At 27.3% G+C, this 16421-nt stretch carries 11 protein-coding genes; 3 read left to right on the forward strand and 8 right to left on the reverse strand.

The window, feature by feature from the left end:
• Window positions 1-146: 146 nt before the first annotated feature.
• Together AC0B4T_RS01950 and AC0B4T_RS01955 are read left to right on the forward strand one after the other, a co-directional pair.
• Window positions 147-1871 (forward strand): LppA-related lipoprotein, encoded by a 1725-nt coding sequence (locus AC0B4T_RS01950; RefSeq protein WP_465102902.1) that lies wholly within the window; start codon window positions 147-149, stop codon window positions 1869-1871.
• A 1-nt stretch (window position 1872) separates the two neighbouring features.
• A complete protein-coding gene (locus AC0B4T_RS01955) occupies window positions 1873-2592 on the forward strand; it encodes a class I SAM-dependent methyltransferase (RefSeq protein ID WP_465102903.1) in 720 nt (239 codons plus the stop codon).
• A gap of 23 nt (window positions 2593-2615) precedes the next feature.
• Here the strand turns inward: AC0B4T_RS01955 and AC0B4T_RS01960 are convergent, their stop codons facing one another.
• The 7 genes from AC0B4T_RS01960 to AC0B4T_RS01990 form a co-directional block, all read right to left on the reverse strand.
• A complete protein-coding gene (locus AC0B4T_RS01960) occupies window positions 2616-3050 on the reverse strand; it encodes a 23S rRNA (pseudouridine(1915)-N(3))-methyltransferase RlmH (protein ID WP_465102904.1) in 435 nt (144 codons plus the stop codon).
• Window positions 3050-4876 (reverse strand): tRNA uridine-5-carboxymethylaminomethyl(34) synthesis enzyme MnmG, encoded by a 1827-nt coding sequence (gene mnmG / locus AC0B4T_RS01965; RefSeq protein WP_465102905.1) that lies wholly within the window; start codon window positions 4874-4876, stop codon window positions 3050-3052. Before mnmG ends, AC0B4T_RS01960 begins: the two co-directional genes overlap by 1 nt.
• Window positions 4877-4913: 37 nt before the next feature.
• Window positions 4914-7064 (reverse strand): helix-hairpin-helix domain-containing protein, encoded by a 2151-nt coding sequence (locus AC0B4T_RS01970; protein ID WP_465102906.1) that lies wholly within the window; start codon window positions 7062-7064, stop codon window positions 4914-4916.
• The gene (locus AC0B4T_RS01975; protein ID WP_465102907.1) at window positions 7048-7746 is read right to left on the reverse strand and encodes an NERD domain-containing protein; all 699 of its coding nucleotides are present in this window, start codon (window positions 7744-7746) and stop codon (window positions 7048-7050) included. Before AC0B4T_RS01975 ends, AC0B4T_RS01970 begins: the two co-directional genes overlap by 17 nt.
• 83 nt (window positions 7747-7829) lie before the next feature.
• Window positions 7830-10262, reverse strand: a complete 2433-nt coding sequence (mip, locus tag AC0B4T_RS01980) for an Ig-specific serine endopeptidase MIP (protein WP_465102908.1) — start codon at window positions 10260-10262, stop codon at window positions 7830-7832.
• A 29-nt stretch (window positions 10263-10291) separates the two neighbouring features.
• Complete coding sequence (mip, locus tag AC0B4T_RS01985) at window positions 10292-12775, reverse strand: Ig-specific serine endopeptidase MIP (protein ID WP_465102909.1); 2484 nt, start codon at window positions 12773-12775, stop codon at window positions 10292-10294.
• The gene (locus AC0B4T_RS01990) at window positions 12775-14790 is read right to left on the reverse strand and encodes an MIP family Ig-specific serine endopeptidase (RefSeq protein ID WP_465102910.1); all 2016 of its coding nucleotides are present in this window, start codon (window positions 14788-14790) and stop codon (window positions 12775-12777) included. Before AC0B4T_RS01990 ends, mip (AC0B4T_RS01985) begins: the two co-directional genes overlap by 1 nt.
• A gap of 63 nt (window positions 14791-14853) precedes the next feature.
• Between AC0B4T_RS01990 and AC0B4T_RS01995 the strand changes: the two genes are divergently transcribed.
• On the forward strand, window positions 14854-15441 hold the full coding sequence (locus AC0B4T_RS01995; protein WP_465102911.1) for a hypothetical protein: 588 nt from the start codon (window positions 14854-14856) through the stop codon (window positions 15439-15441).
• A gap of 620 nt (window positions 15442-16061) precedes the next feature.
• Here AC0B4T_RS01995 and AC0B4T_RS02000 read toward each other — a convergent pair.
• Entirely contained in the window at window positions 16062-16313 is a 252-nt protein-coding gene (locus AC0B4T_RS02000; protein ID WP_465102912.1) for a hypothetical protein, read from the reverse strand.
• Between the last annotated feature and the right edge of the window lie 108 nt (window positions 16314-16421).

The following is a 16421-nucleotide window of genomic DNA, read 5'->3' on the forward strand; positions in this document are numbered from 1 at the left end:
TTTTGCATAATAAATTAAAATATTACAAAAGTAATATAATTTTACTATATTTGTTAAATTTAGTAAATAAAATTATTTGTTTTTTATTCATTGTTTTTGATATAAAAAAATTATTAGAAAATTTTGAAAAGGTTTATAATTAATTTATGAAATTTAAATATTCCAAATTAGTAAAATCCCTACTTACAATTATGCCACTTGTAATAGTTGCTTCTTGTAATAATGTCAATAAAAATAAACCTAAAAAACCAGATATTCCCCCTGCAATAATAGGCAAAAAGGAAGATCCAGAAAAAGAAAAAACTATTAATTCAGTTGTTAAAACTGATGATATTAAAAAAAACATAGATAAGCCATTTGAAGACAAACAAGCACCTAAAAGACAAGAGGATCCAAGTTCGAAACATAATAATGTAGCAAATAATAATTCTCAAAATCCTGCAAATGAAACTGATACAATTCTAGGCACATCACCTTCAAATATAAACCATACTGACAAAAATAATGAAAATATTAATAAAAATAATAACGTTATAGAAAATAACGATAAGCCTAGTAAACCTGGTGATGAAAATAACAATTCAGATCCAGAAAAAGATTCCGGATTAGATACTTTAAAAGAACCAGATTTTAGTGATTTAAATACTTTAAATTTGAATATTAATTTAAATATCAAAAAATATCAAGATTACGATGCATTATCTTATAAAACATTTATAAAAGATAATTCTAATTCAATAATAAGTTTATTACAAGTCCCAGGTGATATATATCAAAAATATACTATTATTTTAGAATCTTATGAATTATTAAATATAGATAACGAAAAAGGAACAATTAAAGATATAAATCTTAAATTTACTTTAAAGAATACTGATAAATTTAAAGTTTTAAAATACTCTTTAAGCGGATTTAAAACTTTAAGTTCACCTAAAAATAGTAATCCAAAATATGATTTTATTACAAAACAAGAAACTAAAAGTTATAATAATTTTTTAAATCTTTTTCCATCTTTAGTTGGTGCTTTTTTACTTTGAAATAAAAATGATCAAGTTCAAACTAACCTTAAAAAAAATTCTCTTGCAAGTACTTATGCTTTTGAATCACTTGCAAATAAAAAAGAAAATGAATATTTTAAAGATCCTAATATTGTTTTTAACCCTTCACTTCCTTATTTATTCTTAAAAATTAATCAAAAAGATCAAGAAAAATATAATTTTAAAATATCTGGCATTAATGCAAATGATATAGAAGGTAGTCTAACATTGCAAATTGATATTTTCGATCGCTCTGAATCAGTTGAACAAAATAAATACCCAGACGTAACTAAAACAATTAGTTTTGATAATTTTGCATCATTTAATAAAAACATTAATGATTATAAATTTGCAATTAATTCTGAAGATTTTAATATAAATCTAAAAAAATATACAAAACTAGCCAAAAAACTAAATGAGGATATTTTTGCTAAATATGCTAATCAGGAAATTAATGGTCAAACTGATATAACAAGCGAGTTTAGTACTTTTGAACAGCAGACTTTAAAAAACGCTTTATTTAATTCTTTAGTTTTTGATATGAATAATGATATTTATCAAGTATCAAATATAAATAACTTACTAAAAATAACTGATACCTTTGCCTTTCAAGGAAATTATTCAATTTACCCCTTTTTAACTAAATTTAATAATGATTACCTTAATATATCTAACGTAACATTATCATTAAATGAAGGCAAATTCATAATTAAATTTAATATAGAATATTCGTTATTACCATTTATTTCATCTGGGTTTACTAATTTAGATTCCTTTGAATTTGCAACTGAAGGGATTACTAAATCTTTTACGTATCAGTTAATCCAGGAGTAAATTGCATAATTCTAAAAGAGCCTTTAGTAATCAAGAAACAGTTGATAAATATGCTATGAGTATTTTAGACGTAGGATTATGGAAATCTGAAGAATTTTTAATTAATAAATATGTTGCTAAAAATTCTAAAATATTAGATTTAGGATGCGGGACCGGAAGAACTACTTTTTGATTATATAAGCTTGGTTGAAAAAACATAAAAGGTGTAGATATATCCAAAGAAATGATTAATAAATGTAATGAAATTAATCAAATCTTAAAGTTTGATATTATGTTTTATCACCAAGATGCAACTAATTTATCTTTTAGTGATAACTTGTTTGATTTTGTCTTTTTTTCATTTAATGGTTGGCCTGGAATTGTTAATTTCAAAAGCAGAATTAATGCACTAAAAGAAATATACAGAGTGTTAAAACCTGGGGGCATTTACATATTCACAGCACATACCCGAAATGAATTAGAATATCATCAAAGATATCAAACTAACTTTATGAATTGTACTGAATTTCAATTTAAAGAATATGGCGATTATGTATTTCAAAATGAAGAAGGATTTTGAGACTTTATGCATTTATATTCAACTAATGAATTAAGAAATCTAATTAAAAACCATACTAATTTTGAAATTTTAGAAATACTCGAGCGGGATAAATATTTTAAAGAATCGCAAAAAGTACTTGAATTTTCTGATAATACTAATTTTTGAATATTGAAAAAATAGAGTAAATTTAATTTACTCTATTTTTATTTATGATAAGTAATATTATGTTTAATTGTATACGCTCGGTAAATTTGTTCAATTAACATTATCCTAAATAATTGGTGTGGAAACGTTAAATCTGAGAAGTTTATTTTAGTTGTAAATTTATCTTCAATTACACCGTTTGATCCACCAATTACAAAAGTAATATTATCAAGGGCAGTAATATAACTTGAAAAGGAGAATGAATCCATTTTTTTACCATGTAATGATAAATAGATTACCATGGAATTTTTAGGAATTTTTTCAAAAATTAACTGTGTTTCCTTGCTTTTTTTTAATTCTATATTATCGATTTTTTGTTCTTTAATTTCAATTACATTTACTTTAGCAAAGTAATTGACTTTTTTTAAGTAACCATTAAAAATAACTTGGTATTCTTTAGATAATGATCCTACTGCTATAATATTTAATTTCATTATTTTTTCTTTGTTGAAATATAAAACATTAACATTTGAATATCAGAAGGGTTAATTCCTGAAATTCTTGATGCTTGTCCAATTGTTGTAGGTTTTATAAGCATGAGTTTTTGCTTAGCTTCTGTGGCTAAATTTGTAACTAAATTATAATCTAAATCAGATGGTATTTTAAAATTGTCTAATTTAGCCATTTTTTGTGCTAAAGATTCTTGTTTTTTAATATAACCATCAAGGCGTACAATAGTTACTAATTCATTTTTATATTCAAAATCGCCTAAAATATCTTTAGCATCTACTTCAGGACGTGAAATTACCTTAAGAAGTGAAACTCCGTTTTCAATTTGATATTTTTTGGCTAATTCACTTTTAGATGAAACAAATTTAGTATTTAATTCTTGAATTTTTTGATCAATTAATTGATATTTATTTAAAACATTTTGGTAATGCTCTTTAGTTAAAAGCCCAACTTGATATCCATATTTTGCTAAGCGAATATCAGGATTATCATTTCTTAATAATAAACGATATTCAGCCCTTGAAGTAAGCATTCTGTATGGTTCTTTAGTTCCTTTAGTTACTAAATCATCTATTAAAACACCAATATAAGCATCTGAACGATTTAAAACAAGTGGTTCCTTTTGTTCAATTTTTTGACCTGCATTAATACCTGCAATTAAACCTTGAGCAGCAGCTTCCTCATAACCGCTAGTTCCGTTGATTTGACCTGCAGTAAATAAGTTTTTAATTATTTTTGATTCTAAAGTATTTGAAATTTGCAAAGGGTTAAGGGCATCATATTCAATTGCGTAACCTCATTTTTGAACTTTTGCATTTTGTAAACCAGGAATTGTTTTAAGCATCTTTTCTTGAACTTCAATTGGCATTGAAGTTGACAATCCATTTACATAAATAATGCTTCCATCAGCTGTTTCAGGTTCAAAAAAGATTTGATGCCTATTTTTATCTCTAAAACGCATTACTTTATCTTCAACACTTGGACAATACCTTGGTCCTATCCCTTCGATTAAACCTGAATACATTGAAGATTTATTAATATTTTGTTCGATAATTTGGTGAGTTGTTTCATTAGTATAAGTTAAATAACATGAAATTTGCTCATTTAATTTAACTCCAGAACGGTTTGAAAAAGTTAAATATGTATCATCTAAGTTTTCTTTTTCAACTTGACTAAAATCAATTGAAGATGCATAAACTCGAGGGGGTGTTCCTGTTTTGAGACGTTGTAGTTCTAAACCATGGTTTAACAACGATTGGCTTAATTTAGGGGTAGTTTTTTGATTATCCGGACCACTAATTGTGATATCTTGTCCCCTTAAAATACGTGAGTTCATATATGTTCCAGTAGTAATAACAGCTGTTTTTGCTTCTAACATCATCCCACTTCATAATTTTACACCATAAAATTCTTTATCTTTGTTTACTAAAATTTCTTCAACTGTTGCTTGGATTAAAGTTATATTTGGATGAGCTAAAAGGGCTTGTTTGATAATGTAAGAATATTTTTCTTTATCAATTTGTGCCCTTAATGCACGAACTGCTGGACCTTTTGATTCATTAAGCATTTTAATTTGAATCATGGATAGATCCGAAAAATATCCTTGCATCCCTCCTAATGCATCAATTTCCCGCGTTATTATTCCCTTGGCAGGTCCTCCAATTGATGGATTACATGGCATCATTGCTAACTTATTTAAATCAAATGATATTAAAGCAACTTTATGTCCTTTGTTTGCTAAAGCAAAGGTTGCTTCCACTCCGGCATGGCCACCACCAACTATTATTGCATCGTATTTAGTATTATTCATAATTAATTAAATTTTACCAAATATTTAATTAAGAAGGTTAATAACTTATTAACTTTCCACTAATACGTTTTTTGTCTTTATCTAAAACAGTAATAATAGCATTGATTAGTTGGCCAGGGGCAAAAGTTTCATATTGACTTAAATTATTTGTAAGGTTTAACTCTTTAGTTGGAATAAATAAACTTTCTTTTAATCCGATGTAAGCAAAAATTCCAAAATCAGTAATGTTTTCAATAAAGCCAGTTATTTCTTGGTTTTCTGATAAATCCTCAAAATTAATAATCGAACTTTTTAAAATAAAGCCTGTTTTATCGCGTTTAATTGGTTGAACACTTGTTGACAGTGCTTCTAAAATTAATTTAACATCATAGTAATCAGCATTAAACTCTTTAGCAATCATTTCCATATCTAAATGCTCAAGGTTTAGCCCAGTATCTTTAGGCTCTAAGTTATATTGTTTGATTATTTTAAAGGCAAGGGGGTATAAATCGGGATGGATTATGGTTTTGTCTAAAAAATTATTTGAATTAAAAATTCTTAGAAAACCAACGGCTTGCTCGTAGGTTTTTTCACCAATACCTTTAACATTTAATAAATCGCTGCGGTTTGTAAAATCACCATTTTCACGCCTATGTTGCACGATATTTTGAGCATGTTTATTTGAAAGTCCTGAAATGTAAGTTAAAATTTCTTTGGTTGCCAGGTTAATATCAACTCCAACTTTATTAACTACTTTTTGCACTTTAAAAGTTAGATAATTGTCTAATTCTTTTTGATTTACATCATGTTGGTATTGGCCAACCCCAATTGATTTAGGATCAATTTTCACATATTCGTTTAATGGATATAAAAATTTTCTCCCAATATTAATTGCACTACGTTCTTCAACAGATAAATTAGGGAATTCTTCAATAGCTATTTTTGAAGCAGAATAAACACTAGCCCCAACTTCAGAGACAATTGTATATTTAAGGTTAGTTAACTTATATTTGGCAATTAAATCAGAAATAAACTTTTCAGTTTCCCTTGATGCAGTTCCATTACCAATTACAATTATGTCAATTTGGTGCTTTTGAACTGCTTTAAGGATAATTTGCTGTGCTTTTTCTATATCTTTATAAGGTTCGTTTGGAAAAATTTTATTAACTTCTAAAACATCTCCATTTTTATTTAATACGGCAACCTTGCAACCATTTTTAAAGCCTGGGTCAATTGATAAAACATTAACATTATCAATTGCAGGAGTATTTAATAATTTTTCAACTGAATTAGAAAAAATTTCGATTGCAGATGCTTCGGCTTTGGAAAATAATTCATTGAAAATTTCGCGCTCAACTGATGGAAGTATCAAACGGTTTAAAGAATCAATAATTGCTGGTTTTAAATTCTTATGATTGATTTTTTTGCGATCCACCATATACAAAATATATGAAACAAAATTGTCAAAATTATATTCAAACGATAATGAAACAATATTTAAATTAACAGCTCTATTAATAGCTAAAACATTATGATTTTTTAAATATTTAAGGGGCATTTTAAAATCATAATAAAGTTTGAATTTTTCTTTTTTATCATTTTTATTTTTTTTAGCATTGGTTTTAAGTATTCCATAAGTATAAATGCGCTTTTTAATTTCAATTTTTATTTGAGTGTCTTGTGAAATTCATTGGGCAATAATATAATTAGCGTGTTCTAATGCAAACTCAATATTTGGTATTTTATCAGATAAATATTTAGAGGCTTCTTGAGTAATATTAAATATTGGATTTTTATTTTTAAAAATACTTAATGCTAAAGGTTCTAATCCTAAATTTATTGCTTCAGTGGCCTTGGTTTTTTTACCTACTTTAAAAGGTTCATATAATGATTCTAAATCACTTTTAGATGTAATTTGATTTATTTTTGCTAATAATTCATCAGTTAAGAGTTTTTTTTCATCTAAGATATTGATAATTGCCTCTTTACGTTTGTTTAATGCTTCGTGATATTTATACAATTTGTCAATTTGATAAATTTGTTCTTCGTTTAGTCCTTTTGTGACATTTTGGCGATACCTGGCAATAAATGGTACAGTATCACCATTAGAAAGCATCTCTAATACTAAGTTTACTTGGTTAGTCGTTAATGATAGTTCGCTTGCTGTTGTTTGAATACTTTTTTGGGCGATATTAAGATTTTGATTCATATTTTCTCCTTTGTTTCATAACTTTATTTCTAAAATATAGTTTTTCAGCTAAAGTTGAAATTTCAAATGCTTTCAGTGTATTATTAAATTCTTTGATATTAATACTTTGAGGTAATTTAGTTGCTTCGTGACTTAGTTCTAAAAGTTTTGCTTCGAGATTACTCATATTAGCAATAATTACATGTTGTGGAATATTACTTATTTCTAGTTTTAATTCATCGGGAAAAACAATTAATGATGCATATGAAATATGCTTATTTGTAGTTTTGAAAATATTCTTAATGTGTATTTCGTTTTGTACTATTGGATTTTTGGTTTTAAATTTTTTGTTTTTTCCTTTACTTAAATTAAGTTCAGGAGCATTTGCATCACCAGATAAAACACCTTGAAAGTATTTGTATTCAGAGCATACTAACATTGATTCATTAAAAAAGATCGAATCAACTTCATATAATACTTTATCAAACTTATAAGCTCCACCCGGGATAAAATTAAAATTGGTATTTTTAAGTATTTTTTTAATTTTATTATTAATTGAATCTTCAAATAAAAAACCTTTTTTCTTACTTTTTATATTATGAATATATTTATGTAAAACAAATAAACTAAAATAAATTATAATCCCAATTGAAAAGAGTGTAATTAATGTTATTATTATGATAAGAAATTGTTGTTGATTCATATTTTTTCCTAACTTTAACAAATATTTTAAAATATTAAGGATAAAAAACATTTAGTTGAACTAAATGTTTTTTATTATAGATGTTAATTTGCATCTGCAAATTTGTATTCTTCAGGTACATTTTCTAATGCAAAACCATTTTTAAATAATCAAGTATTACCTTTGTTTGCTTTAAGCATCGCATCACGGTATGAATTTTTTTGATCTTTTCCAGTTCCATAAATTACGTCGTATTGAGGTAAATTGTATGAACCATATAATCCTTGATAATCAAAACCACTTGAACGAAGAGCTGCTGCAACACCAGTTGATGCTGTTAAATTGGCACTATGGAAGATGGCAACAACCTTATTTTCTTGAGTACGTACTGATGATCCTGAAGCACCGCCTCCTGGTACATAGCGACGAGGCAAGTATGCTAAATTCATTGCTACATATTGTTTATTATCATGACTTGAACGATATGGGCCACTTCCAGTAACTGGATTAGATAAAAATTGATCTACAATTCCAGGCTTATTTGTAAAAGTACGGTATCCAAGGTTGTAAGATAAATTATATCCTAACTTATATACAATTTGTGAACGTTCATCTTTAGTTGGCAGCTTTTGATATAAATCATAAGCTGCATTAGTTCATAAACTATATGTATATAATGCAACACTTAGTAAATTTTCATCTTGGTAATTATCTAAGAAAAAGTCTAAAAAGCCTTGTGATTGAGTAGCTGGAAAACCAAGAATATATAAATTATCATAGTTTGTTAAAACACTCTTAAAATCATCTGTGGCTAAAGGTCAATCGATTTTTTCATATTTTGATAAATAATCATAATTAGCAAATGAAACTTTTTTCTTATCTTCTAAATTAGCATAATCATTGGTTAATGCTTTAATTTGCTCCTCAGTATAATCAGTTTTACTAAAGTCAATTTCAAATATTGCAAAATCCATATATTCTTTTAAATCTTGACTTTTATCTGCAATATAGTCTTTTGGATCTAATTTTAAATAATCTCTTCCATCAAAAATACGGCTAAAAGCTTCTTTGTTTTGATCTGAGAAATTATAAGATTTGAAACGATCGTCAAAATGAATTGTTTGTAATTTTTGGTATAAAGAAGGAGTATTTTTGTCTAAGACAGTTAATTGAAAACTATCTAATGCATCATTAGCACCATCAATGACGTGCAAATTAGTTGCAAAATATCATTTCTTTGGATATGAACCATCGCTAGTTAATTCATAATCCATAATTCAGGCCGTTCCTGAAAAAGGTGAATGAGTATTAGGATAATTTTGTAGTTTATTAAAGTCATCTTCTTCACTAATTTTCGAAATTAGCTTTTCTTTAACTGATTCTTGTAATTCAGTATTTGCTTTTACTCTTGCAATGACTTTATCTTGGTGACCTTTAACATAATCACGGTATTTTTTTACAGCTTCTTGATAATCATTTTCAGCAATTAATAAGTTAAAGGTTTGTTCAATTAATTGCTTGACAACACCTTGATTATCCTTGTGGCGTGAATAAACTCCTAGGATACGTTCTTTTTCTTGTGCATTATTAATCATATTGATAAAGACTGTTAAATCTGCATCGTTTTTTAATAATTCACTAGCAATAGCACGTTGCTTAGGATCTTTTGAAATACTTCAATTACTTATTTTAAATTGATAGGATTGAAGCGAAATATTTGAATATGTTTCATTTGTAATTGTGCGTGCTAATCCTTTATTAAGATGACTTTCTTTAGTATGTGAATCTACCCATGAAGAACCCTTACCTGTTTCAGTTAGTTTTAAATCCAAACCTTTAAAATTACCTTGTTCATCATAACTTGGGATAGTCATTCCTAAGCGATTTGAACGATCGTAAGTAGGTAAATTTAATTCCTTAGCTTTCGCATCAAATTGAGCCTTTGTTTCCTGTGTAATATTTGTATTTCTTAATTCAGTATTTAATGCAAGGCCTCTATCATAATCAACCATATCTTTTTCATAACGCTCTTGCTGAGTTGCATTTAGATATTTACTCCATTCTGAATCAGATTTTTTAGGTGGTTGAATAATATAACTTTGTTGTTTAAATCCATTAACTCGATATTTTAAAGTATCGTTAATATTATCTTTATATATAAAGATAATTTCAACACTATTATCAGTATCTGATGCAATTGAATTTAAAACTTTTAGGTCAGTATTACCATCTTTTAAATTTATTTTAACTTCACCAGTAACAACTTTTGAAGAAAAATCATTTTTATTAAAGTTTTCTTTATAGTTATTTGGATCAACAAATGAACCTTCTACTTTAAAAAGTTGGTCAAAGTCTTTGCCTTTAAGAGATTCAGAAAATTGTGCAAAGGTTAATTCTTCTTTTGGTTTGGAGTTTGCATCACCTGTTTTCGGTTTGCCATCTTCAGGAGTAGGTTCTTTATTAGTGCATGATAAAGCAGTTGTTAAAAATCCTAAAGAACTAAGTGAAGAAAAAAGTAAAGTATATTTCTTTTTCATTTTGCCTCATTTGTATTTTTTTATGTTTATTAATTATTTATTGTTGGCTTAAATTTAAATTCTTCAGGAACATTTTCTAAATTAAATCCATTTTTGAATAATCAAGTATTTCCTTTACCTGCTTTAAGCATTTCATTTCGATATGAATTTTTTTGATCTTTACCCGTGCCATAAATTACATCATATTGAGGTAAATTATATTCACCATATAACCCTTTATAATCAAACCCATCACTTCTGAAAGCGGCCGCAAGTCCAGATCCTGCATATTGATTAACACTGTGGAAAATTCCAACAACCTTGTTATCTTGAATTCTTACCTGCGAACCACTTGCACCTCCTCCTGGGATATAGCGACGTGGTGCATAAGCTAGGTTCATTGCGACATATTGTTTATCATCTTGTGGTGAGGTATATGGAGTAGATCCAATGATTGGAGCAGATATAAACTGATCAACAACTCCAGGTTTATCAGTGAATGTACGATAACCTAGGGTGTAAGAAAGTCCATAACCTAATTCATAAGTTGTTTTAGATTTTTCATCATCAGTTGGTCCTGGTTTTTTATAAAGGTCATAAGAAGCATTGGTTCATAAACTATATGTAAACCATTGTTGTTCATAAAGAGTCTTGTCTTCATATTGGTCAATAAAGTAATCTTCAAAGTGATCTGTTTTAGTTTTTGGATAACCTAAGATGTATAAATTATCATATTTTTTAAGATCTTCAATATTACGCGTAGCTAAAGGTATATCAATTTTTGAATATTGATTTAAATAATCATAGTTAACAAATGAGATCTTACGATCATCTTTATTAGCATAATTATTTGTTATAAATTTAATATCTTCTTCTGTGTAGTTGGTTTTTTCAAAGTCTATTTCAAAAATTGCAATATCAATAAATTCTTTTTTATCAAAAGTTTTGTCAGCTAAAAAATCTACTGGATCCTTAGTTAAATAATCGCGGCCATCAAAAATTCTTGTAATTGCCTTTGAATTATCGTCATTAAAGTCATATGATTTGAAACGATCATCTAATGGAATTGTACGTAATTTATTGTATAGTGAAGTCATTTCTTCATGTAAAACAGTTAATTGAAAGTTTTTAAAATGAATTTGGTCCATTGCATCAATGACGTGCAGGTTAGTTGCAAAATATCATTTAGTTGGATATTTACCATCTTTTGGCAATTCATAGTCCATAATTCAAGCGGTACCTGCATTAGGTGTAAAACTTTCTCATAAATGTTGTAAATGGTTAAAGTTTTCATTTCTTTTTGCGTGGTTAACAGTAGAAATAAGCTTATTTTTAATTTTTTTATCTAATACTGTTTTATTAATTTTGTCAATTAATAAAGATCTTCTGTGTTTATTGAATTCATCTTCATATCTTTGACGTGCAGGATAAAGCCCAATTTCAGAAGCTAATTGTTCAAAGGCTTTATCGTGAATTACCACAACTGTATCGGCATCATCATAATTACGCTTTAATTTTTCAAGTAAGTCACTTTTAATTTCCTCATTTGACAACATTTTAATTAAATATTCATGAACAAATGGATCTGGAACGAAAATTTCTTTGGCAATTAATCGATCAGCTTCATGAGCAGAAACGGCTCAGTTTGTTAATTTAAGGTTATATGAAGATAAGGCCATATTAGCATAAGTTTGGTTAGTAATTGTCCGAGCTAAACCAGCATTTAAACCTTTAATTCTTCCATAACTATCAACTCATGAATCTGCTTTACCTTGTTCTTGCAGTTTCATGTCAAGACCTAAAACCTTTCCATCTGCATCATATTTAGGAATGGTAAAACCTAATAAGTTTGAGCGATCATAATTTGCTAAGTTTAATTCTTTAGCTAATTTATCATACTGTTCTTTGGTTTGAGTTGTTGCACCTAATTCACGGGCTTGTGCTCCACTTGCGAGTAATTGATCATATGCTTTCATGTCTTGATCATATCGCTCTTGTTGGGTTGATTCTCGGTAGATTGTTCAGTCACTAACTGGTTGATTGTTATTTGTTGATAGTGAATTACTATTTTTGTCAAGAAAGCCATCAATATCAAATTGAACTAAGTTATTTGAATTATTTTTATAAGCAAAAATTAGTGCAGCTCTATTTTGGTTTTCAACTGATATAGCATTAACGATTTTTAACGTTGTATCATCATTTTTTAAAGTAACCTTTAAATCACCAGAAACAACTTTTTCAATGAATTGGTCTTTAGTAAAATTAGCTTTAATATCATCTAAACCAAAACTTGTTCCAGTTATTTTAAATAAATCACTAAAAGTTTTGTTAGCAATTGATGTCTTAAAGGTTTCAAAATCACCGTTAGTATTTATAGTTCCAGTGGAGTCTTGTCCTGTGTCATTGCCTGGATCAGGATTTGGTTTAACAGGTTCGGGGTTTTGCACTGGGTCACTTGTGCTACAAGATACCAATGCTCCAAAACTTACAATACTTAAAATTGAACCTAAATTAAGAAAAAATTTCTTTTTCATTAGCTGTTTTTAATTATTCCTTCAGGGAATAAAGCTGTTTTAGGGTATTTAGATGTTAAAGTTGTAAGTTTAGCAAGATTTTGACGATATGATTTTTCTTGTTTTGGATATTTGGATTTATCACTTCCATCAATAAGATTGTATGCAAAGTTTGTAGCTGGATTATCTTGGGTCATAATTAACTGGATAAATCCGCCACGTTTTGATAAATCTGATGCACCATCAGTATTGTCAACTGTTGAATAAATACCTACAGGAACTCCATATTCATTAAGCACCATTGAACCACTGGCACCATAGTATAGTGAAGAATTATCAACATTGAAACTGTAGCCAAAAGGAACTGTTGCTCTTTTTGAATCAAATACAGGTGAAACTGTTAAATTGTTTGTGAATGTATTATTTCTGTATGTAATATCGTGGTTTAAATCAGTTGAAGTATTAGTCATAAATACAGATCCAAGGTCACTAGCTTTAGGATATCCACCAATATAAATTCTTTCAGGTTTTAAAGCTCTACGATTATTTTTTTGATATGAAGAAGCATAGTCAAATGGGATGTATAAAGTATCTCCATCATGTTTTAACGATTTTAAATCATCATCAAATGATTTAATTGCTTTATCAATGTGGTCTTTCAATTCTTTATGTTCTGAATTATTTAATGAAGAATATTTGATTTCAACAGCGAATACTGCAAAATCAATTCCAAGTTTTTGGTCAGTAAATTCATCATTAGGTCTTACACTCGCTGTTTGTTTAAGTTGATTATTTGAAGTTGAATCAAAAATATCAATTGCAGCAAATACTGTTTTTGGATTTCCTAAGATATCTCCAATTGGTGTTGATTTTTGTTTATCAGTAACTGAATCAGGTAAGTTAGAGTACAATTTAGGTATATTTGTTTCAATACTTGGAATTTGTTTATTTTTAATTGGAGCAGTATTAATATTTGATTTTGGAACACCTAAAAAGAAGTTAGTGTTTTTTGAATCTTCAGTTGTTTCGTATTCTAAAAATTTACCTTTATCAGCAGTTCCTTCAAAAGTGTTTGCTTGTCTATTATGAACGTGTAAATTAGTTGCTAAAAATAAAATGAGGTTTTGTTTGCTCTGATTATTATCAAATGCATAATCAAGTAATCAACCTGTTCCATCATAATTTGAGTAAACCTGTTCACCTTTGTTTTTATAACCATATCCAATTGAAAAACTACGGTCTTTTAATTTTTCAATAGCTTTTTCTTGAGATATTTTTTGGAAACTAAATGTTCTAGTTTCGGTTGGACTTGTATCTTGGGCTGCTTCTTGTTCTTCTTTAATAGCGTTTTGAACTTCAGTTTTCAAGGCTTCGAGTTGTTGTTTAGTTTGACTAAATTCTATACGAAGACCAAAAACACCTTTTTGTCTGTTATCATCAGGTAATTGTTGGATTAAAGCTCTAATTTCTTGTTTTAAGGGTTCTAATTCTTGAGGGTTTTGTGTTGGCTCACCAGGTTGTCCAGGATTTGCTGTATGACCCTGTCCATTATTTGGGTCTGAATTATTATTTGTATTTGATCCTCCTGGGTTTGTGTTAGAATTAGGATTTTTTTCTTTATTTTCTTGATCTTTAGCTCTTTGTTTTAATGAATTAAAGTTTGATTCTGTTGATGTATTAGAATTTTTAAATCCATTAAACTCAGTTGTTAATTGGGTTTTAATTTGTGTATCAGTAACTTTATCAATTGCGCTTTGTGTTTCTGTTACTAATTTATTTCAATATTCAGTAATTTGATTTTTTAAACGAGTTAAATCTTCGGTAGTTGAAGCTGTTTCCAAATTACGTTTGTATTGGAATGATGTTTGTGTATTTAATCTTAAGATGTATGCATTAATATCAGCTTTTAATTGAGTATTGTCTGACGCACCTCTTTCAGGTGCGTCAGTTGTACCACATGATACAATCACTGGCGTGATTGAAGTTGCTAAAGTTAATGCTAAAACATTTTTAAATTTCTTATTAATCTTTTTCATATAATTATTATATAGATTTTTCTGTTTTTTGTAATAAACTTATCAGGAAAATTAAGGAGAACCATGAAACTATTTATTTATCAACAAAACAACTTAATTCAAAAAATCAAGCTTGCAACAAACCAAGATATCTTTAATTTAATAATTAGAATATACAGCAAAACCTTTTATAAGTGTGAAAATTTTAATCATGCTTGTTTTAATAATTCTTTTAAATGAGTAAATGCAATTTTGGATACTTTTATTCATTTAAATAAAGTCTTTTTACATAAAAATCATGATCAATATATTAAAGATCGCATAATTCATTCGCTTGTTTTTGATCAAGAGGATATAAACCTATTAGATACAAAATTACCCAATAAAATTGTTTTAAAAGAAAAAGAGTTTTACAACCTTAAAATAAAAGATTCGCATTTTTCTAGCAAAATAAAAACTAAAAATTGAACTGACTTTATTGAATGAAATAATAATTTTTTAAAAAGTTGCTTTTTGCACCAAAGTGATTTGCAAATAACATACCAAAATTTTGAAGTAAAAGAACAACAAATACTTAAAACAAAAGTTCAACAACTAGTAAATTTAAATATCAACCCCCATTTAGAAAAACTTTTTGAATTTATATTAAATGACAAAATTAAAAGTTTTTAAAATAATGACTATCTTTTATGTCAATCATTATAAAAATCCATATTTTTAAATACTATTTCTAACCCCCTTTGATACCTTAATGTTGCTTCTTTCTCTTAAAATCGGGGTGTTAGCAATTTTTATTGTTACTATACTAATTGCTGGTAAGATATAATGGTTTAAGTTGTACACAATCTCAACAATTTCATCTAATTTTTAAATATGTCTTTGTTTTTATTTTGTTTAGTTTGTTGAAACTAAATTTCTAATATTAACGTTATTTATTGTGAAGTTTTATTCTGTGCTAATCTTGAACTTTTCTTACTCTTTTGGTTGTTTTTGTATTAAATAAACCTAATTGGTTGAATCTTCTAATTAAGGTTTTGTAAGAAATTTTTTGTCTTATAAAAGAACCATGATTCAGAATAATAATAAATTTTAAACGAAAGTTGATTATTTGCTAAATTACTGTTTAAAAGAAATTCACACCTCTTTAAATAATCCTTAAACACTGATTCAATTTCTGAATTTGTAACTTTGCAACTTCTTTGTTGATTTTATTTTTGTGAGAAATAACAATTTTTTGATTACTTTTTATTATTTTTCATATTTTTTTACAGTTTATACACTAAGCCTTGTGATTAAACTAGGCTGGGATAAAGTTTTTTCAACATTTTCAGCAATCAATCTAAAAGATTGTTCTTTTTTAATTCGTATTTTGTTAAGTTTTTATACTTAATTATTTTATTAATTCTAACTTTTACAATATTTCTTTGCAAGTTTTTTGTTTTTGATGATATTTGATAAATATCCTGAAATGCACCTTGGAAACTTAAATTTTGATATTCTTGGTATATTTTTGCAAATTCTTCTTTCTTTAAATGTCTTGACATAATTTTCTTTTCAAAAAATTTTTTTCCTTGGTACCAACGAATGATAACAGAAAAGCTAACATTTGATGTTAGCTTTTCTGTATGGCTATATATTTAATCAATTTGGCT

The sequence above is a fragment of the Mycoplasma sp. 10961 genome (genome assembly GCF_055523525.1).